Origin of the sequence: uncultured Aquimarina sp. (assembly GCF_947496855.1) — a bacterium.
Classification (GTDB): domain Bacteria; phylum Bacteroidota; class Bacteroidia; order Flavobacteriales; family Flavobacteriaceae; genus Aquimarina.
Genome location: NZ_CANMED010000005.1, coordinates 21,430 through 39,706, shown reverse-complemented (window position 1 = coordinate 39,706; position 18,277 = coordinate 21,430). Strand labels below are relative to the sequence as shown.

Below are 18,277 nucleotides of genomic sequence, written 5' to 3'. Positions count from 1 at the left end.
ATAAATAGAAATATTTTCGCGAAAGCGATGTAAAGTATAAACTTAGAATTATGGCTTTAGAAATGAAAGTCCCTTCTCCGGGAGAATCCATTACAGAAGTAGAAATAGCTCAATGGCTTGTAGAAGATGGTGATTATGTAGAAAAAGATCAGGCAATTGCTGAGGTAGATAGTGATAAAGCAACATTAGAACTTCCTGCAGAAGCTAGTGGTATTATAACACTAAAAGCAGAAGAGGGAGACGCTGTTGCTGTAGGTGAGGTTGTATGTCTTATTGATACAGATGCTGCTAAACCAGATGGCGATGCTTCAGAAGAGCCAATAAAAGAGGTCAAGAAAGAAGAAGCTTCTGCCCCTGTCGCACCGGTAACTTCTTCGAAAACAGAAACTTACGCAAAAGGTACTGCTTCTCCAGCTGCGAAAAAGGTATTAGCAGAAAAAGGTATTGATACTTCTCAGGTTAAAGGAACCGGACGTGATGGTCGTATTACTAAAGCAGATGCTGTAGACGCTACTCCGTCGATGGGAACACCAGGTCCTGGAACTAGAGGAGAATCCCGTAAAAAACTATCAATGCTACGTCGTAAAGTGGCAGAAAGATTAGTTTCAGTTAAGAATGAAACTGCTATGTTAACCACTTTTAATGAAGTGGATATGCAGCCTATTTTTGACTTAAGAAAACAGTATAAAGAAGCTTTCAAAAGTAAACATGGTGTTAGTCTAGGATTTATGTCATTCTTTACGTTGGCTTGTGTACGTGCTTTAAAAATGTATCCTTCTGTAAATTCTATGATAGATGGTAAAGAGATGCTTTCTTTTGATTTTCAGGATATCAGTATCGCGGTTTCAGGACCGAAAGGATTAATGGTTCCTGTAATTAGAAATGCTGAAAACTTAAGTTTTAGAGGTGTCGAGTCTGAAGTGAAAAGATTGGCGATTAGAGCACGAGAAGGACAGATTACTGTAGACGAGATGACTGGCGGAACTTTTACAATTACTAATGGAGGAGTTTTTGGAAGTATGCTATCTACACCAATCATTAATCCACCACAGAGTGCTATTTTAGGAATGCATAATATTGTAGAAAGACCTATAGTAAGAGATGGTCAAATCGTTGTAGCTCCTATTATGTATGTTGCACTGTCTTATGATCATAGAATTATTGATGGTAAGGAATCTGTAGGTTTCTTGGTGGCTGTAAAAGAGGCGCTAGAAAACCCGGAAGAATTATTAATGGATAATAATATAAGCAAGGCACTAGAAATGTAATATATAGTTTTGTCTTATATTTTGAATACCTCAATCCTTTTAGGGATTGAGGTATTTTTATTTAAAATAGGTTCATCATAAAAAATGAAATGATTAAATAAATGAGTTGTTTATTCTAAGTGTTATTGATAATCTGTCTTTGAAATGAATAAATGATTAAGGAAAATTAAAATTAAGAGGCATTTTTTTTGTTTTAAAATGATATTTGTCAAAAATTAACTAAATTGAATTTTTTGTATTGTTTTTTTATACTTCATTATTTTTTATAGCATTATTGTTTATAACGACTTCGTGAATTTTTCAAAAATGATAGATCATAGAATCCAATAATCAATTAATAAAAAATAAATGATATCGTTTACAATAGAAGAAATTAATACTATTCTACAGGGGAAATTAAGAGGTAATACCAGTCAAAGAATAACTGGATTAGATCAATTAAAAAATGCAAAAAATGATCAGATTACCTTTGTCAGAAGTATAAAGTATGCACGTTTATGGGACACATCTAATGCTTGCGTTGCCATTGTAAATGATAACTTAGATATTGAACCTGGTCCTGATCGAGCATTTATTATGGTCAAGAATGCGGATATTGCAATGTCTAAGTTGCTAGAAGTATTTCGTCTTAAAGATCCAGTTTTTGATATTGATGTTCATCCTACAGCGGTGATCCATGAATCTGCAGTTGTAGGAGCTGGAAGTAAGGTTGGTGCTGGTTGTTACATAGGTAAAGATGTTGTTTTGGGAGATGGTGTCGTACTTTATCCTAATGTAACTATTTTTGATGATTCTGTAATAGGTAATAATACGATTATCTGGTCTGGTACGGTAATTAGGGAGCGTTCTAAAATAGGTAACGATTGTATTTTTCATAATAATGTCAGTATTGGAGCGGATGGGTTTGGATATCTTCCTAGTGAGGATGGTCGTGGGCTTATGAAAATACCTCATATCGGTAATGTTATTATAGGTAACGGAGTAGAAATTGGCGCTAATTCTTGTGTAGATCGTGCGAAGTTTAGTTCTACCATACTAGGTGATGGTTGTAAGATTGATAATTTAGTGCAAATCGGCCACAATTGTGTATTAGGGCGTTTTTGTATTATGGCGGGGAGTAGTGGTTTGGCAGGTTCTGTTACCTTGGGTGATGGAGTGGTTATTGGAGGTAGCGCTTCTATAAAAGATCATGTAACAATTCATTCTGGAGCTACAGTGGCTGCAGGTTCGGGTGTTATGAATGATGTTCCTGCTGGGAAAACTGTTTTAGGTTATCCTGCTTGTGATTCAAGAGAAATGCTTAAGCAATGGGTTACTTTGCGTAAACTGTCTAAATAGAGTACATAACTAGGTTGTTAAATACAAAGGGTTCAAAAATAAATTTATTTTTGAACCCTTTGTATTTAAATTCAGTTTTACTGCTTTATAATTTTTGTTGTATAACTATTGGTATTACTATTGATTTTTACCAAATATAATCCAGCTGATAAATTGCTAATATCGAGATTGGATTGATTACTATTTAATTCTTTAGAAAAGACTTTCTTTCCTTGTATTGAATATAATTCTATACTAGAAGATCCCTTAGAGATAGGAGTTTTTATGTTTAATGTTTTTTTTGTTGGATTAGGATATACCTTAAAGACTTCTGAGATTTCCTCAAGATCATCTACTGATAAAGTTGCAGACTGATTTTGATAAAAATGCAATGCGTGCATTGCATACACTAGAGGCGCATTCCAGTTAATAGTTATCTCGTTTGTAGAATAAGAACAATAGTGATCTAAATATTTAGAAGCAGGTAAGTTAGTTGGATATCCTTGGGTTGAAGAACAATCACCTGTGTCCGGATTGTTTTCATTCTGTGGTCCTCCAACAATCATACCTGGTACCGGAAGAGAGACATTATCTGATACTGATATCCTATGATGAGGATCAAAAACTTGTCTATCACCAAATCCGGTAACAAAAGAATATCCAGTTCCGTTTCTTCCGAACAGATAATCCATTGCCTTGTATGCAGCATCTAAATAAGTACTATCATCGGTCAATTCATATGCTCTTATTAATATTATTAATTGATTTCCAGCATTTCCATTACTTCCCCAGACATAATTAGAGGTAGACATAGAGATTTGCATTGGAGAGCTATTAACCGTGTTTCTTAATTGATCAGCTGTTGCTATTAGAGTGTTATTCGCAGTTGTAACATTAATATCTCCAGATAAGCTAGCTGAATGGTGTGCGATAGAGATTAATGCTAATGGATCAGAATATGGCCAAGAAGGAGTTCCTCCACCTATAGAGTTTACATTGATATCATTGCTATATTGATTTTCATCTGTCGTTATAAATAATTCGGTAGCGGCCCACCTGAACTCATCAGAAACATTTCCATCGCCATATTCTCCAGTACTAACATCTGGGATGGCAGTTCCTGGACCATTTCGGTAATATATCGTTGGATTTGCTTTTGCCCAAGCGTATGCATCTTTTGCTGCTTGCTCTAGTTGCGCACTAAATCCTGGTTTTACATTTTCATAGTCTGCAAATATTCTTGATGCTACAGCTGTAACAGCCGCAAAGTTAAGTGCGGCAGCAGTAGACTTTTGTACAACAAATCTTTCTTCGTTATATTGATGAGGCATTACATTTCCGGAAAAATTAAGACCAGTCAATTTATGGTATACACCACCATCATTAGGATCTTGCATATCAAGCATCCATTCTAAATTCCATAAAGTTTCATCTAGTATATCTGGAAGATCACCACCTTTTTCGGGAATATTATATTCTAAAACCTCAAAATTTTCTTTATAATGTTCAAACGCTGCTAATAAGGTATACGTACTAATTCCACTATTCACAATGTATTTGTTGTAGTCCCCAGCATCATACCAACCTTTGGGTGCAGAGATTTCGGTACCAACTGGTCTTGCAGACGAGGCTGCTGAAGAATGTATTTTCACAACATTATCGGGAATTCCCGTTGGTCTAGCATAAACTCCCGCGTGTTCTGTTTCTAGTGCGGTCGATGCTCTATTGTAATAATAGTATTTAAACGCTTCTTCACGAAGTTCTGCATAACCATCTATGCTTACGTTAAATGAAACTTCCATTTCATCAATTGCAAAACGGTATGTACCTTCTGTATCCGCAGAAGAAACATCAACTACCGTTACATACTCATTAGATCCATTCCATAAGGAAGAAGGTCCTGTGATTCCAGAGATAACAACGTTATCATTACTATCATAAACAGTATATGGTTTGTTGGTAAAACTACTCGTAGCAACTACATTAATTACTTTATCTTTTCCCTTTAAATAAGATACTTGATTATAACGAATATCAAAATCAGAAGTAGGAGGTATAGCTTCTAATGGTTCTCCAAAAGAAATCCAATCTATAGTAATAATACCATCATATTTCCCTGAATTTGTACCTGGATTCACAAAAAATTGAACAAATTTTATTTTTGAAGGGTCTACAGGGCAGGGCGCTGTAGCAGTTGTGCAATCAGAACCCCCAAAACCTCCATCTTGTAAATTGTTTGTATAATCGAATTCATAAATCGTAGATGAATTATTTATTCTAAGAGATTGCGAGTTAGCATTGGTTACAAAACCATCTTCATCTTGAAGATCAATTCTAAAATCGGGATTAGAGGTTCCCGAAACCTTTATAAAGAATTTGATGTTGTTAGATATATCAACAGATATTTCATTACCTGAATTATGTAAAGTATAAACAATCGGATCAAAATCTCCAGCTGTACCATCCCCCTCAATTACTAAATTACCTCCCATTAGGGAAGATGAGTATGAACTAGACGATTCAATGCTTAAAATGCCTTCATCAAAGTTATCACTGTAGATAATTTGTCCGTTAATCAACGGAACTATAAATAATAAAAAGGCAGTAGTGAATAGGATTCTCTTTTTCATTGGGATAATTTTTTTAAGATTTTAAGGGTGATTTTTAAGATTTTGGTTTAAGTTTATTTAACACTTCATAATTGATATTGAAAATTAGATTATTAGCAGGCCATCGGAAAAGTGAAATTTAAAGAACCACAAAAGACCTTGTTTAATTTTAAATAAATATTTGTTTTTATCTTCTTAAAAAAACCCTGCTTAATTTCATTTTAGCGCATTATTTAATAAAAATTAAGGTTAAGCTAAGAAGTAAAGTTAAAAAAGAATAATAGTATTGTATTCATGTCAATATCTTAACATTTTATGTACATATAGTTTTTTCAAAAATAGAATAACGAGAATTCCCTTATTAGCTGGTTTATTTGGGGTTTCGGAAAAAAATGTTAGAGATATGAAATGTCTAAATTAAAGATATTTTATATAAAGGAAGTATGCACTTAATAAGAAAAAAGCCATAATAAGTACTCTTGTTTTATTCGAAATTAGTTGATCATAAAACCATTTCTGAATAAGGGATTATTGTAGTGTACCCCTTGTTTTCGAAATATTCCATTTCAGATGCAGAACCTGTGGCTAAGACAAAATCACCTCCCCAGCCTCCCAAACTTTTAATACTGCCCATATAGTCTGGAAATAAGGTGGATTTTACAGTTGGTGTTCTAATGATTCTAGAAATCACTTCTTCATGCTGATCGATAAGTTCACAGAATTCTGTTAGTGAAGAGCAATTTAATATGGTTTCTGTTATTTGTTTTATTATTTCTGATGCTTTATCAAAATCTTTAAGTGGTAATGATTGATAATGCTTAATACATTGTTTACTATCTTGTTTTTGGTTTAAATACACAAAAAATAGATGACTTTTGAAAACTGGATTGAAGTTGGCTTCTTTAACTAAAGGTTTATCTTCCTTACGCGTGTACAGTATGGGAGTTTTGTGTTGTGCACTTGCAATATCATAACCGCTTCCTCCAAAGCTTTTCTTTAGGAGTAAAAAGGCATCTACCTCTGCCCATTGAGCAATATTGTTAATAAGGGTAGAAGAGGAGCCTAATCCCCATTTGCGGTCAAATTCTAATCGAGTTTCGATAGTACATCCTTTTTCGTTAGAAAGGAAATTAGGGTTCAATTCTTTAGCAACGTGTAATATTTCCAGAAGTGTTTCAGAAATACCTAGACCTTCTTCATCGGTTAAAATCGATTTTTCGGATGTGTTAGTGCCTTCAGATGGATGCAAAGGCAGCTTAATTTCGGTTTCAAACCAACAGTTACCTTCGTAATCAAGACTTTTCCAAATAATGCTTTTAGAATCATTTTCTTCTATAACTAACCATTGCCCTTTTTTTGTTGGTAATGCAAGTGCTTTGATACCATCAAGAACTAGATATTCTGAAGTTAGAAGAAGTTTACCGTGGCTATAAAAAGATTTTTTCATCAATTTGTTAACGTCTCAGTTTTTCGATTTGTTGTACTACTTCGCTATGTGTTACGGTATTGGTCTTAAAATAGTTTATTAACTGCTCTTTTTCTTCATTGGTGGCCTGAAACTGATTTAGGATGTTCATTAGGTGCATTTTCATATGCCCTTGTTGGATTCCTGTGGTAATAAGTGAGTTGATTGCACCAAAATTTTGTGCAAGACCTGCTACTGCTGTAATCTCCATTAGTTTTTTAGCGTTTGGGTTTCCTAGTAAATGTAGTGCTAATTTTACTAAAGGGTGTAATGCAGTTAGTCCACCAACAGTTCCAAGTGCTAATGGTATTTCTATTGAGAAATGAAAAATATCATTTTCAATTTTAGCCTTTGTTAGGCTTGTGTATTTCCCATCTTTTGAAGCAAATGCGTGTGCTCCAGCTTCGATAGCTCTAAAATCATTTCCAGTCGCTAATACAACCGCATCAATACCATTCATGATGCCTTTATTATGTGTTACGGCTCTATAAGGTTCTATTTTTGCTATTTGGACTGCTCTTATAAATTTCTCTGCATATTGAAGAGAAGATAATTCTCCTACTTTAGGCAAATCATTTATGGGGCAAGAAACATATGCCCTTACTAGGCATTCAGGAACATAATTAGAGAGAATGCTCATAATGATTTCTATGCTCTTCTCCGTTTCAGAAAAGTCATTATAGTTAGAAGCTGCTTTGGTTAAAAAATCAGCAAATTGCTCTAAACAAGAATTTATAAAGTTTGCACCCATGGCATCAGCGGTGCCAAATGTACAGTGTAGTTGATAGTAATTTTCAATTTCTGAAGATTTATCTCTAAGTTCTATATCAATAATACCACCACCTCGTTTATCCATATTTCTGGTAATATGAGAAGCAGAGGAAATAAGATGAGATTTAATACTTTCAAAAAATGTTTTTAGTTTTTTGAAATCTCCTGTATATGTAAAATGCACTTGCCCAACTTTCACAGTTGATAGTACTTCAGCCTTAAATCCACCTCTATTCTGCCAGAATTTAGCTGCTTTGCTTGCTGCAGCGACTACAGAACTCTCCTCAATAGCCATCGGGATAGTGAATCTCTCACCATTAATCAAAAAGTTGGGTGCTACAGAAAATGGCAAGTAATAGTTAGAAATGGTGTTTTCTGTAAATTCATCGTGCAATTGTTGGAGCTTATTATCAGAATTCCAATAGGTTTTTAGTATATCGATCGTATTTTGATCATTGTTAAAATGATGCTCTACCAACCAATTTATTTTTTCATCTTTAGAAAGCTTAGAAAAGCCAGAAACTACTGGAGCCATATTATTTTTTTACTATCAGGTCTCAAAGATACTATTCTGTTTTGTTTCAAACGATTTTTGCTAATTCTTAAATACTATTTGCATTATTTAGAAAGTACATTATTCTATCAATTCTTAAGGTTTGATTGATAATATGCTAATAAATATTCGTTTCTCGTATTCCATTTTATTGTATTTAACGTCAATTGTTGTATTTTTCACGGATTTTTTAGTATTCTTGGCGTTAACAAATTTTTTATAAAAGTAAAGTATGAGGGTTACCAGATTCTTTTTAGGAATAGTATTATTTATAGGTCTTACAACTGTTGCACAGGAAAAAGCTTTTACTCTAGAAGAAATATGGGGTGGAACTTTTAGAACAGAAAGGTTGCAATCCTTGCACTCTATGAATAATGGTAAGGAATATTCCGTTTTAGAAAGAGACGATACTAGTGGAGATACATCCATAGAAGTCTACGACTATGCAACTGGAGAAAAAGCAAATACATTAATTAAATCATCTAATATAGAAGACCTTAAGTACATTCAGGGATATGAATTTAGTAAAGATGAGAAAAGAATCTTACTTGCTAGTGAACTAGAGCAAATCTATCGCCGTTCATCAAGAGGAATATATCATATTTTTGATGTCCCATCTAATAGTAGTTTTAAAATTAGTGATAAGAAAATACAATCCCCAGCTTTGTCTCCTAACGGAAACAAACTAGCATATGTATTTGATAATAATATTTATGTACTCGATTTTGTAACTGGAGAAGAAATTCAGTTAACTGATGATGGCAAGAAAAATGAGATTATTAACGGTATTACGGATTGGGTTTACGAGGAAGAGTTTGCCTTTGTAAGAGCTTTTGATTGGAGCGCAGATAGCAATAAAGTGGCTTTTATTAGGTTTAATGAGAAAGATGTTCCAGAATTTTCTATGGATGTATATGGCGCAGAGCTATACCAAAAACAGGATGTGTTTAAATACCCTAAAGCTGGAGAGAAAAATGCAGAAGTCTCATTGCATATAGCGGACTTAGGAAGTATGTCTTTAGATAAAATAAATCTGGGAGATTATAAAGATTTCTATATCCCTAGAATAAAATGGTCTGCCAATCCAGATATTTTGAGTGTACAAGTTTTAAATAGACACCAAAATAATCTGGATTTAATTTTTGTAGATGCTAAAACGAAAACTCCAAAGATTGTCCTAAATGAGAAAGATGAGGCTTATATTGATGTTACGGATAATCTTACCTTTTTAGAAGATAATAGTTTTATCTGGACCAGTGAAAAAGATGGATATAATCATATTTACCATTATAAAGAAACAGGAGAATTAATTAATCAAATTACTACCGGTTCTTGGGAGGTAACGGATTACTATGGATATGATGCTAAAAATAAAACTATCTTATATCAAAGTGTAGAGAATAAAAATATCAATAGAGATATTTATTCAATTGGTTTAGACGGAAAAAGTAAAAAGAGATTAAGTACAAAAGAAGGAACAAATGATGCAGATTTCAGTGCAGATTTCAGTCAATACATTAATTATTTCTCAAGTGCTACTACTCCATATGAGTTTACTTTAAATAACGCCGCGAATGGAGAAGTGATTCGTGAGATAAAAAATAATCAAGGTTTACAAGATAAGCTTACAGAATACGATGTAAGGCCAAAAGAATTTTCTACTATAGATATTAATGGCGAAACATTAAATATGTGGACGATCAAGCCAAAGAATTTTGATCCTGCTAAGAAGTATCCATTGTTTATGTATCAATATTCTGGACCAGGATCTCAATCAGTAAGCAATACTTGGAACAGAAGTAATGATTATTGGTATATGATGCTAGCACAACAAGGATATGTTGTTGTTTGTATAGACGGAAGAGGTACTGGTTTTAAAGGAGCTAAGTTTAAGAAAGTAACGCAAAATGATTTAGGGAATTTAGAGGTTCAGGATCAGATCGCAGCGGCAAAACAGTTAGGGGCATTAGAATACATCGATGCGTCAAGAATTGGAATATGGGGATGGAGTTATGGAGGTTTTATGTCTAGTAATTGTTTGTTTAAGGCACCAGATACTTTTAAAATGGCTATTGCTGTGGCTCCGGTTACCAGTTGGAGGTTTTATGATACGATTTATACAGAACGATATCTGAAGACTCCGCAGGAGAATGCAAAAGGATACGATGATAATTCTCCAATCAATTTTGTAGATGGATTAAAAGGTAAATTTTTATTAGTACATGGTAGCGCAGATGACAATGTACACGTACAGAATACTATGCGTTTGATTGAAGCGTTGGTGCAGAAGAATAAAGATTTTGATTGGGCGATATATCCAGATAAGAATCACGGTATTTATGGAGGTAACACTCGATTACATCTATATAATAAGATGACCAATTTTATTAAAGCGAACTTATAAATCATTAAACAACTCATATTAATTAAACTAACATAATGACAAATACAGTAAAGGCAGCTCATCAAAAAGAGCTTTTTGGACATCCAGTAGGATTATACATATTATTTTTCACAGAAATGTGGGAAAGATTCTCTTATTATGGTATGAGAGCAATCTTTGTATTGTATCTAACGGCTAAAACAATTGATGAAAATGCAGGTTTGGGCTGGTCTTCTGGAGAAGCTTTATCATTGTATGGTTGGTATACTATGTTGGTTTACGTGGCATCTATTCCTGGAGGATGGATAGCAGATAAGTTGTTGGGTCAGAAAAAATCTGTTTTAATAGGAGGAGTTCTATTGGTAGCAGGGCATAGTATTTTGGCTATTGAGGAGATGTGGGCTTGGTATTCTGGACTTGGTTTAATTATAGCCGGTGTTGGGATGTTAAAGCCAAATATTTCCACAATGGTTGGAGGTCTGTACAAACAAGGTGATATTAGAAGAGATAAAGGTTTTACAATTTTTTATATAGGAATTAATTTAGGAGCGTTTTTGTCCAGTTTGATTGTTGGATATGTCGGAGAAGTACACGGTTGGCACTATGGATTTGGTCTTGCCGGAATTGGAATGGCTTTGGGGCTGCTACAATATCTTTTAGGGCAAAAATATCTGAAAAATGTTGGAAACTTCCTCGGAACTTCAGAGAAAATTGAAGATAAAGAAGCTATGGAAAAACCTTTAACAAAAGTTGAAAAAGATAGAATAATAGTTTTACTTATTTCTTTCTTGTTAGTTATTGTTTTTTGGGGAGCTTTTGAACAGGCAGGGGGGTTAATGAATCTTTATGCAAGTGGAAAAACAGATCGAATGTTTATGGGTTGGGAAGTTCCAGCTTCTTGGTTTCAATCTTTAAACGCAATGTTTATTATTTTCTTAGGGACTTCTGTTGCTTGGTATTGGGCTAATAGGAAATTAAAAGGAAAAGTATCGAGTTCGTTGTTTAAAATGATTTTAGGCCTTATTATAATGGGAACAGGTTTCTTTTTTATGACTGCTGCTTCGATGGAATTTGAATCGGAAGGTTCTTCGGCTATGTATTGGTTGGTATTAGCATATTTGTTCCATACAATTGGTGAGCTTTGTATATCTCCTGTTGCATTGTCGTTTATTACAAAATTAGCTCCTGTTAAGTATGGAGCGCTAATGATGGGTGTTTATTTTGCGATGACAGGATTTGGTAACAAATTAGCGGGCTTGTTAGGTGAGTCTGCAGAGAGTTTAGGGGAGTTTACTATATTTACAGGTATTGCTATTTTTTGTGTAATATTTGGCCTTTTGGTAATGTTATTTAGAAAGAAATTGGAAGTATTGACACACGGAGTAGAAGATAAAGAAGGGACTTTAAACGAAGAAGCGGAAGGTTTCGAATTAGCAGACAACCAATAATATATCTATGAATACTGATATCGAAAACTTATTTAAGGATAAGGTTTTGGGGCATCCTTCGGGATTATTTGTACTTTTCTTTACTGAAATGTGGGAACGATTTTCATTCTATGGGATCAGAATTCTTTTGGTAATTTTTTTAACCCAACCATTGTTCGGAGAAAACCCAGGTTGGGCAAATTGGCCACGAGAACATGCATTAGCATTATTTGGGACCTATGCATCGCTATTATACTTGACTCCTATACTAGGAGGTTATATTGCAGATAAAATTACTGGGTATCGATGGGCAGTTACGATTGGTTGTTTGATTATGACACTAGGTCATGCTTCCATGGCGTTCGAAACGGAAACCACTTTATATATTGGATTAGGGTTACTGGTGATAGGTACAGGTTTATTCAAACCTAATATTACTTCTATCATTTCAGAAATGTATAAAGGCAATGATGCTAAAAAAGATGGTGCGTATACCATATTTTACATGGGAGTGAATGACGGAGCATTAATTATTGTTTTGAACCCATTGCTAAAGAAGCTAATGCACGGAATCCGTTAATACTAAAAATACAACTTTACCCGTTACCCAAAACGGGTGAAGTTTTTAATAAGGAACAGTTTTTGTTTCGACTAATATGTAAATACAAATTTTAAACACATGAAAAACCTACTTTTTCTAATTGGATTTCTTTTTGTTTTGCCTATTCAGGCACAAGAAATCAAATGGATGTCTATGAATGAAGCACTGGAGGCACAAGAGAAAACTCCAAAGAAGATTTTTATGGACGTGTATACCGATTGGTGCGGCCCTTGTAAATTATTGGACAAAAATACTTTTCATAATAAAGATGTAGTTGAATATGTAAATTCTAATTATTATGCTGTAAAGTTTAATGGAGAAGGGACGGAGGAAATTAGTTATAATGATTTTACCTACACAAATCCTAATCATAATCCAGATAGAAAAGGAAGAAATAGCCAGCATTTTTTTGCGAATGCATTAAAAATTAGCGGATATCCAAGTATAGTATTCTTTGATGAAAAAGGAAATCTAATCGCTCCTGTTGTAGGTTATAAGACACCACAACAGTTAGAAATTTATTTAAAAATGATACATACTAATGATTATAAAAAATTGACCAGTGCTGACGCTTGGCAGCAGTATGAACAATCATTTGTGAGTACATTTAGTAATTAAAAAAAACTTTATCTAAAAAACTTCTTTTACTATAATTGGTAAAAGAAGTTTTTTTTGAACTTTATTTTGCTGATTTTGTAACTGCTAGTTCGTGTTTTATTAATTAACTAGAAAATTAAGGCAGCTATAATCTGCTTGTTTGATATTAAACTAACCCACTACTTTCCATCTTATTTTATAACCAACTTTATAAAATAAAACACATAAACAAACTTGGAATAATTCCTAATTCTGTATCTTTGTTTCGGAATAATTCCTAATCTTAGAGGTTAGTTAAACTTCATTAAAAAAGTCTTAAAAATACATTTATGGAGTACATATTGCTAATGTAGAGTAAAACTAAGTGTATGTATAGCAGAAGTACCTAATTAAAGAAATATACCTTATGAGTGGTATTAAGTATGAAATACAGAACAGGAAGCTTAGATCTTATAAGCACACATTCGATTATAACTTTTGTAAGCAAAAGTATGATGAATATGCTCTTATGGATTTGAATGAGTTTAAAAAATGTTTAAAGAAGCCCGATAAATTAGGGGAGATAGGGCATTTGTGTAGTTTTATTCTTTGGGTAAAAAATAAGGATCAGGATGAGTATCGTGATTGTTTAGGTGATTATGGGTTAATTCACTTGTTATTTCACTGTCTTGAGAGTAAACATAATGCAGATATTCACGCAGAATATATTCATACGCTTTTTAAAGAAGATATTAAATTAGCATAATTCAGTTTATAAAAGGACAGTAATAATTAGATTTAAGAAAGATTTTTCTTACAAAAAAATACTAAAAACCTTAAATTTTTAATTGTAAAACGTTAAACTTTAAAAATAAACGCATTTCAACGATGATATTTGCATATAATCGTTATATTTGGTTCATAATTGAAATAAATAGTAAACCAAATCGTTTAATTAAAGTATTTAAAACCCTCCCTATTTTTTTAAAGTTTTAAATATTTATCCAGAGCTTAACCTATTATGAAAAAACGCTTCATCATTGCCCCTTCAATGTTGTTATTAATTGCATTGCTTTTCCCTCTTATTTCTGCAAATAAGATAGAGCCTTCGAAACCATCTAAAGAACTAAGTCAAGTTCAACCACCTACTAACTTTTTCAAGAATCCAATTTCGGATATGCAAAAAGAGCTTTTAGTGGAGGCTATAGAATCCTATTTTCATCAAGCATTAAAACAACATAAAATTATAGGAGCTGGTGTAGGTATAGTAAAATGTGATTCGGTTATCTATTTAGGTGGTTTTGGAAAAAGAAATGCTTCCCTAAATGATACAATAAATGAAGAAACTCTTTTTAGAATTGGATCTGTTTCTAAAGGTTTTGCAGGGGTACTTTCTGGAATGTACGTGGAAGAAGGATTACTTAATTGGGAAGATAAGGTAAACGATTATGTTCCATCTTTTCAGTTGGCAAGTAGAAAATGGACCGATAGCGTAACGCTTTCACATATATTATCTCATTCATCGGGACTACCTTATCATAGTTTCACTAATCTGGTTGAAGATGGTGTAGATTTAAATACAATTGCTGGTCAGTTTAAAAGTATTAGAACAATTGATAAGCCTGGTAAAATATATAGTTATCAAAATGCAGTGTTTGCACTTAGCGGTGAGATGATAGAAAAAGCAACTGGTAAATCATATGGCGAGGCAATCGCTGAAAAGATTTTTAAGCCGCTTAAGATGAATACCGCATCTACAGATTATAATTCCTTAAAAGTATCTACTAATGTGGCAATGCCTCATAGAAAATATGGTAGACGTTGGAAGTCCTTAAAATTAAATCAAAAATATTATAATGCTATTCCAGCCGGAGGAGTTAATGCGAGTGTAACAGATATGGCTAAATGGATGCGATTTTTGTTAGGTCATAATCCTAGTGTGATGAGTGCAGATGGTCTAAAGAATGTTTTTAATCCCGTGATTAATCTTCCTGGTAGAAGTAAATACTATCAGAGATGGGATGGACATCAAGGATCACACTATGCGCACGGATGGCGTATTCACGATTTTAAAAACAGAGAAACAGGAGAATCAAATAGAATGATTCATCATGGAGGGCACGTAAATAGTTATAGAAGTGAGATTGCTATATTTCCCCAAGAAGATCTTGGAATTACAATCCTTTTCAATAGCCCTACGAAATTAGCAAGAACAGTAATTCCTGACCTTCACAAAATTGTTAAACAAGTAATGGAAATGCCAGAAGAACAATTATTGGCAGAAGTATCTGACCTAAAAGATATATTGTAACCTATATTTATTTAAAAATATATGCTCCCTTTTTATCAGTGCGATGAAAAGGGACTTTTTTTTGTGTACAAGTTAATTCCCATTGATCAAGATAACTTTTGTAGTTACTTCCATCCGCAATAATTTGTTTGGGTTGAAGCGTTTCAATTACCCTGTTTAAATGGATTTTTGGAGAGTTGGTTAAAATAACGACATCGGCGTGTAATTTTTTGATATTATAAATACCCATACTATCTATTATTAGTATCGTTTTCTCTTTATAGTTATAAATATTGTTTAGTTTTTTATTAACTGTAAATCGTGAATTATTTTCAATCAAATAACCATTAAGTAAAAATTTTTTGGAGATTGTGGAAACAGAATCTTTACTGTAAATAGTGAGATATTGGTTTTGCAGAATACCTAAAGTTGTGTTTCGTTGGTTGTGAAAAATAATAAGCTCTTCTTTCTCAATATTTTGTTGTTTTTCATAAATCAAATTAACCAATAAAAAAACTATACTTACTATAACTGCTATGATGCTCTTTGGTTTAAACTTTTTGAACATAAATATTAATGAAATTATAAGAATATATCCAATTACGAGCATTCTCCACGAAAATGGAATTTCTGTAAGTAAAAAATCTTCCTGTTTTGAAACCCAATGGACAATGGTATTCATTGCATCGATACAAGTTCCAAAGGAGGCTGCAATCCAATTTGGTAGTATCTGGACTTCCGCTAATACGATTACTAGTATCCCAAAGCCAAGTATGATGCCTAATACAGGAATGATGATGAGGTTCGCAATAAAAAATAAAAGAGGGAACTGATGAAAATAAAATAATGTTATAGGTAAGAGACCAAGTTGAGCAGCTATTGTAACCGTGAAGGTTTCCCATAGTATTCTATCAATATAAAATTTAGGACTATACAACTTCACAAAAGATGGTTGTATCCAAACAATTGTAAATACAGCTAAATAACTTAATTGAAACCCAACGGAAAATAATAATAACGGGCGCATGCATAATAGAATAAACATAGATACAGTTAGTGCGTTATAGATACTCGTTTTGGATCGAATATGCATTCCTATAGCGATAAAAGAAAACATAGTTACGGCTCTAAGAACCGATGGAGATAAACCAGCCATAATTGCAAAACACCAAAGTAATAAAATGATAATAATGGTTTTGATAATCTTACCATTCTTCCTAAATCGGTTTAGAGGTTTAAGAATAAGATTTAGTATTATTAGAAGTATGCCAACATGTAAACCAGAAACTGCAAGGATATGAATAGCTCCCGCATCTCTATAATCAGCAAAGGTTTCATTATCAATTTGTTGTCTTTGTCCTAATAGTAATGCATTGATAATTGATAATTGTTTTTGGTTAAAATGATAATTGGTAAGTTTTTGATTAATGTCGGTTCTAATAAAAGCGGCTATACGATAGATAGAAAATACGGAAGTGTTCGTGTGTATTAACTGGCTATGATCCGTTGTGACTTTATGAAAAATATATTGTTTGGATAAATAATGTGCATAATCAAATTGATTAGGGTTTAAGGGTTTTGGTATAGGTGATATTTGAGTATATGTTATATAGGACTCTCCGGTAATAAATGCCTGCTGTATGCTGTTTTTAGGTATTTGTAATAACAGGTTTCCTGTTACATTTTTGTTTTCGATTGATTGAACAGTAATTATATACTTTTCATAGTAGGAGGTGGGTTTTAGTCTCTCCTTAATGTAAAAACGAATAGTTACTGGAGTTTCGTGGTATTCCTTTGGAGATAGGTTCGTGTAATGGTTAGAGCTGTTTTTAGGATGGTGAATTTGTACTAAGATAATTCCGAAAAAAATAAAAGTAATGATTACAAAAACACTAAAAGTGTAAGAGCTACGAAATGTCTTTTTTGCATGCCACCAGGAGATTGCTAAACCTATAACAATTATTGTTTGGGATATGATGGCTAAACTAAGGTTAATCGAAGTGTAATAACCAAAGACGATTCCAATGATCAATGAAAAAGTAAGAATCAGAAAAGGAATATTAAGTAATTTATGCACAGAGTCTAAAGGATTAATTGTGGAGGGTTTTTAGTCCCTACAATTAATCGTGTTATCTAAGAGGCATATGTTACCAGTAAAATCTTGGTTTTTTTGATAAAGAAGTTATAAAAGAAGTTTCTAGTTTAGATTAACGTAGATAATTTCAACATGTTTTTTTGATCAATATATAGAGATATATCCAATATAAATTGTCCTTAAGGTGAGCATTTTTTGAGCATCTTCTCGAAAAGTAAGATTTAAAGAAGGGAAAGTTTTTTTGATTAAATAGCAACGACTATATTAAATTAAAGCGATAATTGCGGCAATTTGTGTCTAAAACCTTTTATACCCTGTATGTACTTTTAAGAGATATTATGAAATTGATAATTTATTTTTATTAATTATTGTCTATTAACAGGTCTTAGACCTCTTCTTGTTAATTTCATTTCTCTGTTTATAATCGTGACTCTTCCGGTATCAATTTTTACAGTGTAATCGGGATTTGGACCATGAGGATCCACATCAAGAAGAATGTGTAGAGACGAATTTGATGTTGGACCAAAGTTATAGGTTTCTTGATACCCTTCGTGTGTTAGTGCATCTATTCTTTTTCCATCATGACGGATGATCATTTCAAATTCACCACCAATACCAGTTTCATTATCAGGGCGTAAGAATTTTCTACTATAAGGTTGAAATCCTAGAAGACTACCAAAATATTGTGGTTTAGGAGTATGAAACCAATTTTTAAATCTTGGAGCTTCCTCCCAAATGAACCCTCTATTGTCTCTAAATTTATTACTCATCAAATGGGTCAGTGTGGTAACCTCTTTTTTTACATTAAAAAGATTTCTATTCAGATGGTAGTAAATAAATTGTTCTTCATTGTATTCTTCTCCATTTACTTTGGCATCGATAATTTTTTTTACTTCTGAAGGTGTTAAAGAGTATTCCATAA

12 protein-coding genes and 1 pseudogene are annotated in these 18,277 nt (G+C 33.0%); 8 read left to right on the top strand and 5 right to left on the bottom strand.

Annotation, left to right across the window (positions count from 1 at the left end; translation table 11 throughout):
• Nucleotides 1-50: 50 nt before the first annotated feature.
• Both odhB and lpxD read left to right on the top strand, forming a co-directional pair.
• Nucleotides 51-1,268 (top strand): 2-oxoglutarate dehydrogenase complex dihydrolipoyllysine-residue succinyltransferase, encoded by a 1,218-nt coding sequence (gene odhB / locus Q0921_RS15220; RefSeq protein WP_299258321.1) that lies wholly within the window; start codon nt 51-53, stop codon nt 1,266-1,268.
• Between the two features lie 348 nt (nt 1,269-1,616).
• Complete coding sequence (gene lpxD / locus Q0921_RS15215; RefSeq protein WP_299258319.1) at nt 1,617-2,606, top strand: UDP-3-O-(3-hydroxymyristoyl)glucosamine N-acyltransferase; 990 nt, start codon at nt 1,617-1,619, stop codon at nt 2,604-2,606.
• A 77-nt stretch (nt 2,607-2,683) separates the two neighbouring features.
• On the opposite strand, the gene Q0921_RS15210 is transcribed toward lpxD, so the two are convergent.
• The 3 genes from Q0921_RS15210 to Q0921_RS15200 all read right to left on the bottom strand — a co-directional run bounded on the left by Q0921_RS15210 (nt 2,684) and on the right by Q0921_RS15200 (nt 7,965).
• The gene (locus Q0921_RS15210) at nt 2,684-5,215 is read right to left on the bottom strand and encodes a glycoside hydrolase family 9 protein (protein WP_299258317.1); all 2,532 of its coding nucleotides are present in this window, start codon (nt 5,213-5,215) and stop codon (nt 2,684-2,686) included.
• A gap of 481 nt (nt 5,216-5,696) precedes the next feature.
• Nucleotides 5,697-6,641 (bottom strand): GYDIA family GHMP kinase, encoded by a 945-nt coding sequence (locus Q0921_RS15205; protein ID WP_299258315.1) that lies wholly within the window; start codon nt 6,639-6,641, stop codon nt 5,697-5,699.
• 7 nt (nt 6,642-6,648) lie between these two features.
• Nucleotides 6,649-7,965, bottom strand: coding sequence for a hydroxymethylglutaryl-CoA reductase, degradative (locus Q0921_RS15200; protein WP_299258313.1), 1,317 nt, complete (start codon nt 7,963-7,965; stop codon nt 6,649-6,651).
• 250 nt (nt 7,966-8,215) lie between these two features.
• Here Q0921_RS15200 and Q0921_RS15195 point away from each other — a divergent pair, with 250 nt between their 5' ends.
• The 6 genes and pseudogenes from Q0921_RS15195 (at nt 8,216) to Q0921_RS15170 (ending at nt 15,281) form a co-directional block, all read left to right on the top strand.
• Nucleotides 8,216-10,387 carry a S9 family peptidase gene (locus Q0921_RS15195; protein WP_299258311.1) on the top strand — a complete coding sequence of 724 codons (2,172 nt, stop codon included), beginning with the start codon at nt 8,216-8,218 and terminating at the stop codon, nt 10,385-10,387.
• Between the two features lie 35 nt (nt 10,388-10,422).
• Nucleotides 10,423-11,814, top strand: coding sequence for a peptide MFS transporter (locus Q0921_RS15190; RefSeq protein WP_299258309.1), 1,392 nt, complete (start codon nt 10,423-10,425; stop codon nt 11,812-11,814).
• 7 nt (nt 11,815-11,821) lie between these two features.
• A pseudogene (locus tag Q0921_RS15185) lies at nt 11,822-12,319 on the top strand (oligopeptide:H+ symporter); the annotation flags it as partial.
• A 153-nt stretch (nt 12,320-12,472) separates the two neighbouring features.
• Nucleotides 12,473-13,012, top strand: coding sequence for a thioredoxin fold domain-containing protein (locus Q0921_RS15180; RefSeq protein WP_299258307.1), 540 nt, complete (start codon nt 12,473-12,475; stop codon nt 13,010-13,012).
• 385 nt (nt 13,013-13,397) lie between these two features.
• Entirely contained in the window at nt 13,398-13,736 is a 339-nt protein-coding gene (locus tag Q0921_RS15175; protein WP_299258305.1) for a hypothetical protein, read from the top strand.
• Nucleotides 13,737-13,991: 255 nt separating this feature from the next.
• Complete coding sequence (locus Q0921_RS15170) at nt 13,992-15,281, top strand: serine hydrolase (RefSeq protein ID WP_299258303.1); 1,290 nt, start codon at nt 13,992-13,994, stop codon at nt 15,279-15,281.
• A gap of 7 nt (nt 15,282-15,288) precedes the next feature.
• On the opposite strand, the gene Q0921_RS15165 is transcribed toward Q0921_RS15170, so the two are convergent.
• Both Q0921_RS15165 and Q0921_RS15160 read right to left on the bottom strand, forming a co-directional pair.
• Entirely contained in the window at nt 15,289-17,337 is a 2,049-nt protein-coding gene (locus Q0921_RS15165) for a ComEC/Rec2 family competence protein (protein WP_299258301.1), read from the bottom strand.
• 383 nt (nt 17,338-17,720) lie between these two features.
• Nucleotides 17,721-18,275, bottom strand: a complete 555-nt coding sequence (locus Q0921_RS15160; RefSeq protein ID WP_299258299.1) for a hypothetical protein — start codon at nt 18,273-18,275, stop codon at nt 17,721-17,723.
• Nucleotides 18,276-18,277 lie beyond the last annotated feature (2 nt).

What these genes read in the sequence shown, in the direction of transcription:
- Q0921_RS15160 (WP_299258299.1), bottom strand. Translation starts at nt 18,275, where the DNA reads ATGGAATACTCTTTAACACCTTCAGAAGTAAAAAAAATTATCGATGCC.
- Q0921_RS15175 (WP_299258305.1), top strand. Translation starts at nt 13,398, where the DNA reads ATGAGTGGTATTAAGTATGAAATACAGAACAGGAAGCTTAGATCTTAT.
- Q0921_RS15205 (WP_299258315.1), bottom strand. Translation starts at nt 6,641, where the DNA reads ATGAAAAAATCTTTTTATAGCCACGGTAAACTTCTTCTAACTTCAGAA.
- Q0921_RS15210 (WP_299258317.1), bottom strand. Translation starts at nt 5,215, where the DNA reads ATGAAAAAGAGAATCCTATTCACTACTGCCTTTTTATTATTTATAGTT.
- odhB (WP_299258321.1), top strand. Translation starts at nt 51, where the DNA reads ATGGCTTTAGAAATGAAAGTCCCTTCTCCGGGAGAATCCATTACAGAA.
- Q0921_RS15200 (WP_299258313.1), bottom strand. Translation starts at nt 7,965, where the DNA reads ATGGCTCCAGTAGTTTCTGGCTTTTCTAAGCTTTCTAAAGATGAAAAA.
- Q0921_RS15195 (WP_299258311.1), top strand. Translation starts at nt 8,216, where the DNA reads ATGAGGGTTACCAGATTCTTTTTAGGAATAGTATTATTTATAGGTCTT.
- Q0921_RS15180 (WP_299258307.1), top strand. Translation starts at nt 12,473, where the DNA reads ATGAAAAACCTACTTTTTCTAATTGGATTTCTTTTTGTTTTGCCTATT.
- Q0921_RS15190 (WP_299258309.1), top strand. Translation starts at nt 10,423, where the DNA reads ATGACAAATACAGTAAAGGCAGCTCATCAAAAAGAGCTTTTTGGACAT.
- lpxD (WP_299258319.1), top strand. Translation starts at nt 1,617, where the DNA reads ATGATATCGTTTACAATAGAAGAAATTAATACTATTCTACAGGGGAAA.
- Q0921_RS15170 (WP_299258303.1), top strand. Translation starts at nt 13,992, where the DNA reads ATGAAAAAACGCTTCATCATTGCCCCTTCAATGTTGTTATTAATTGCA.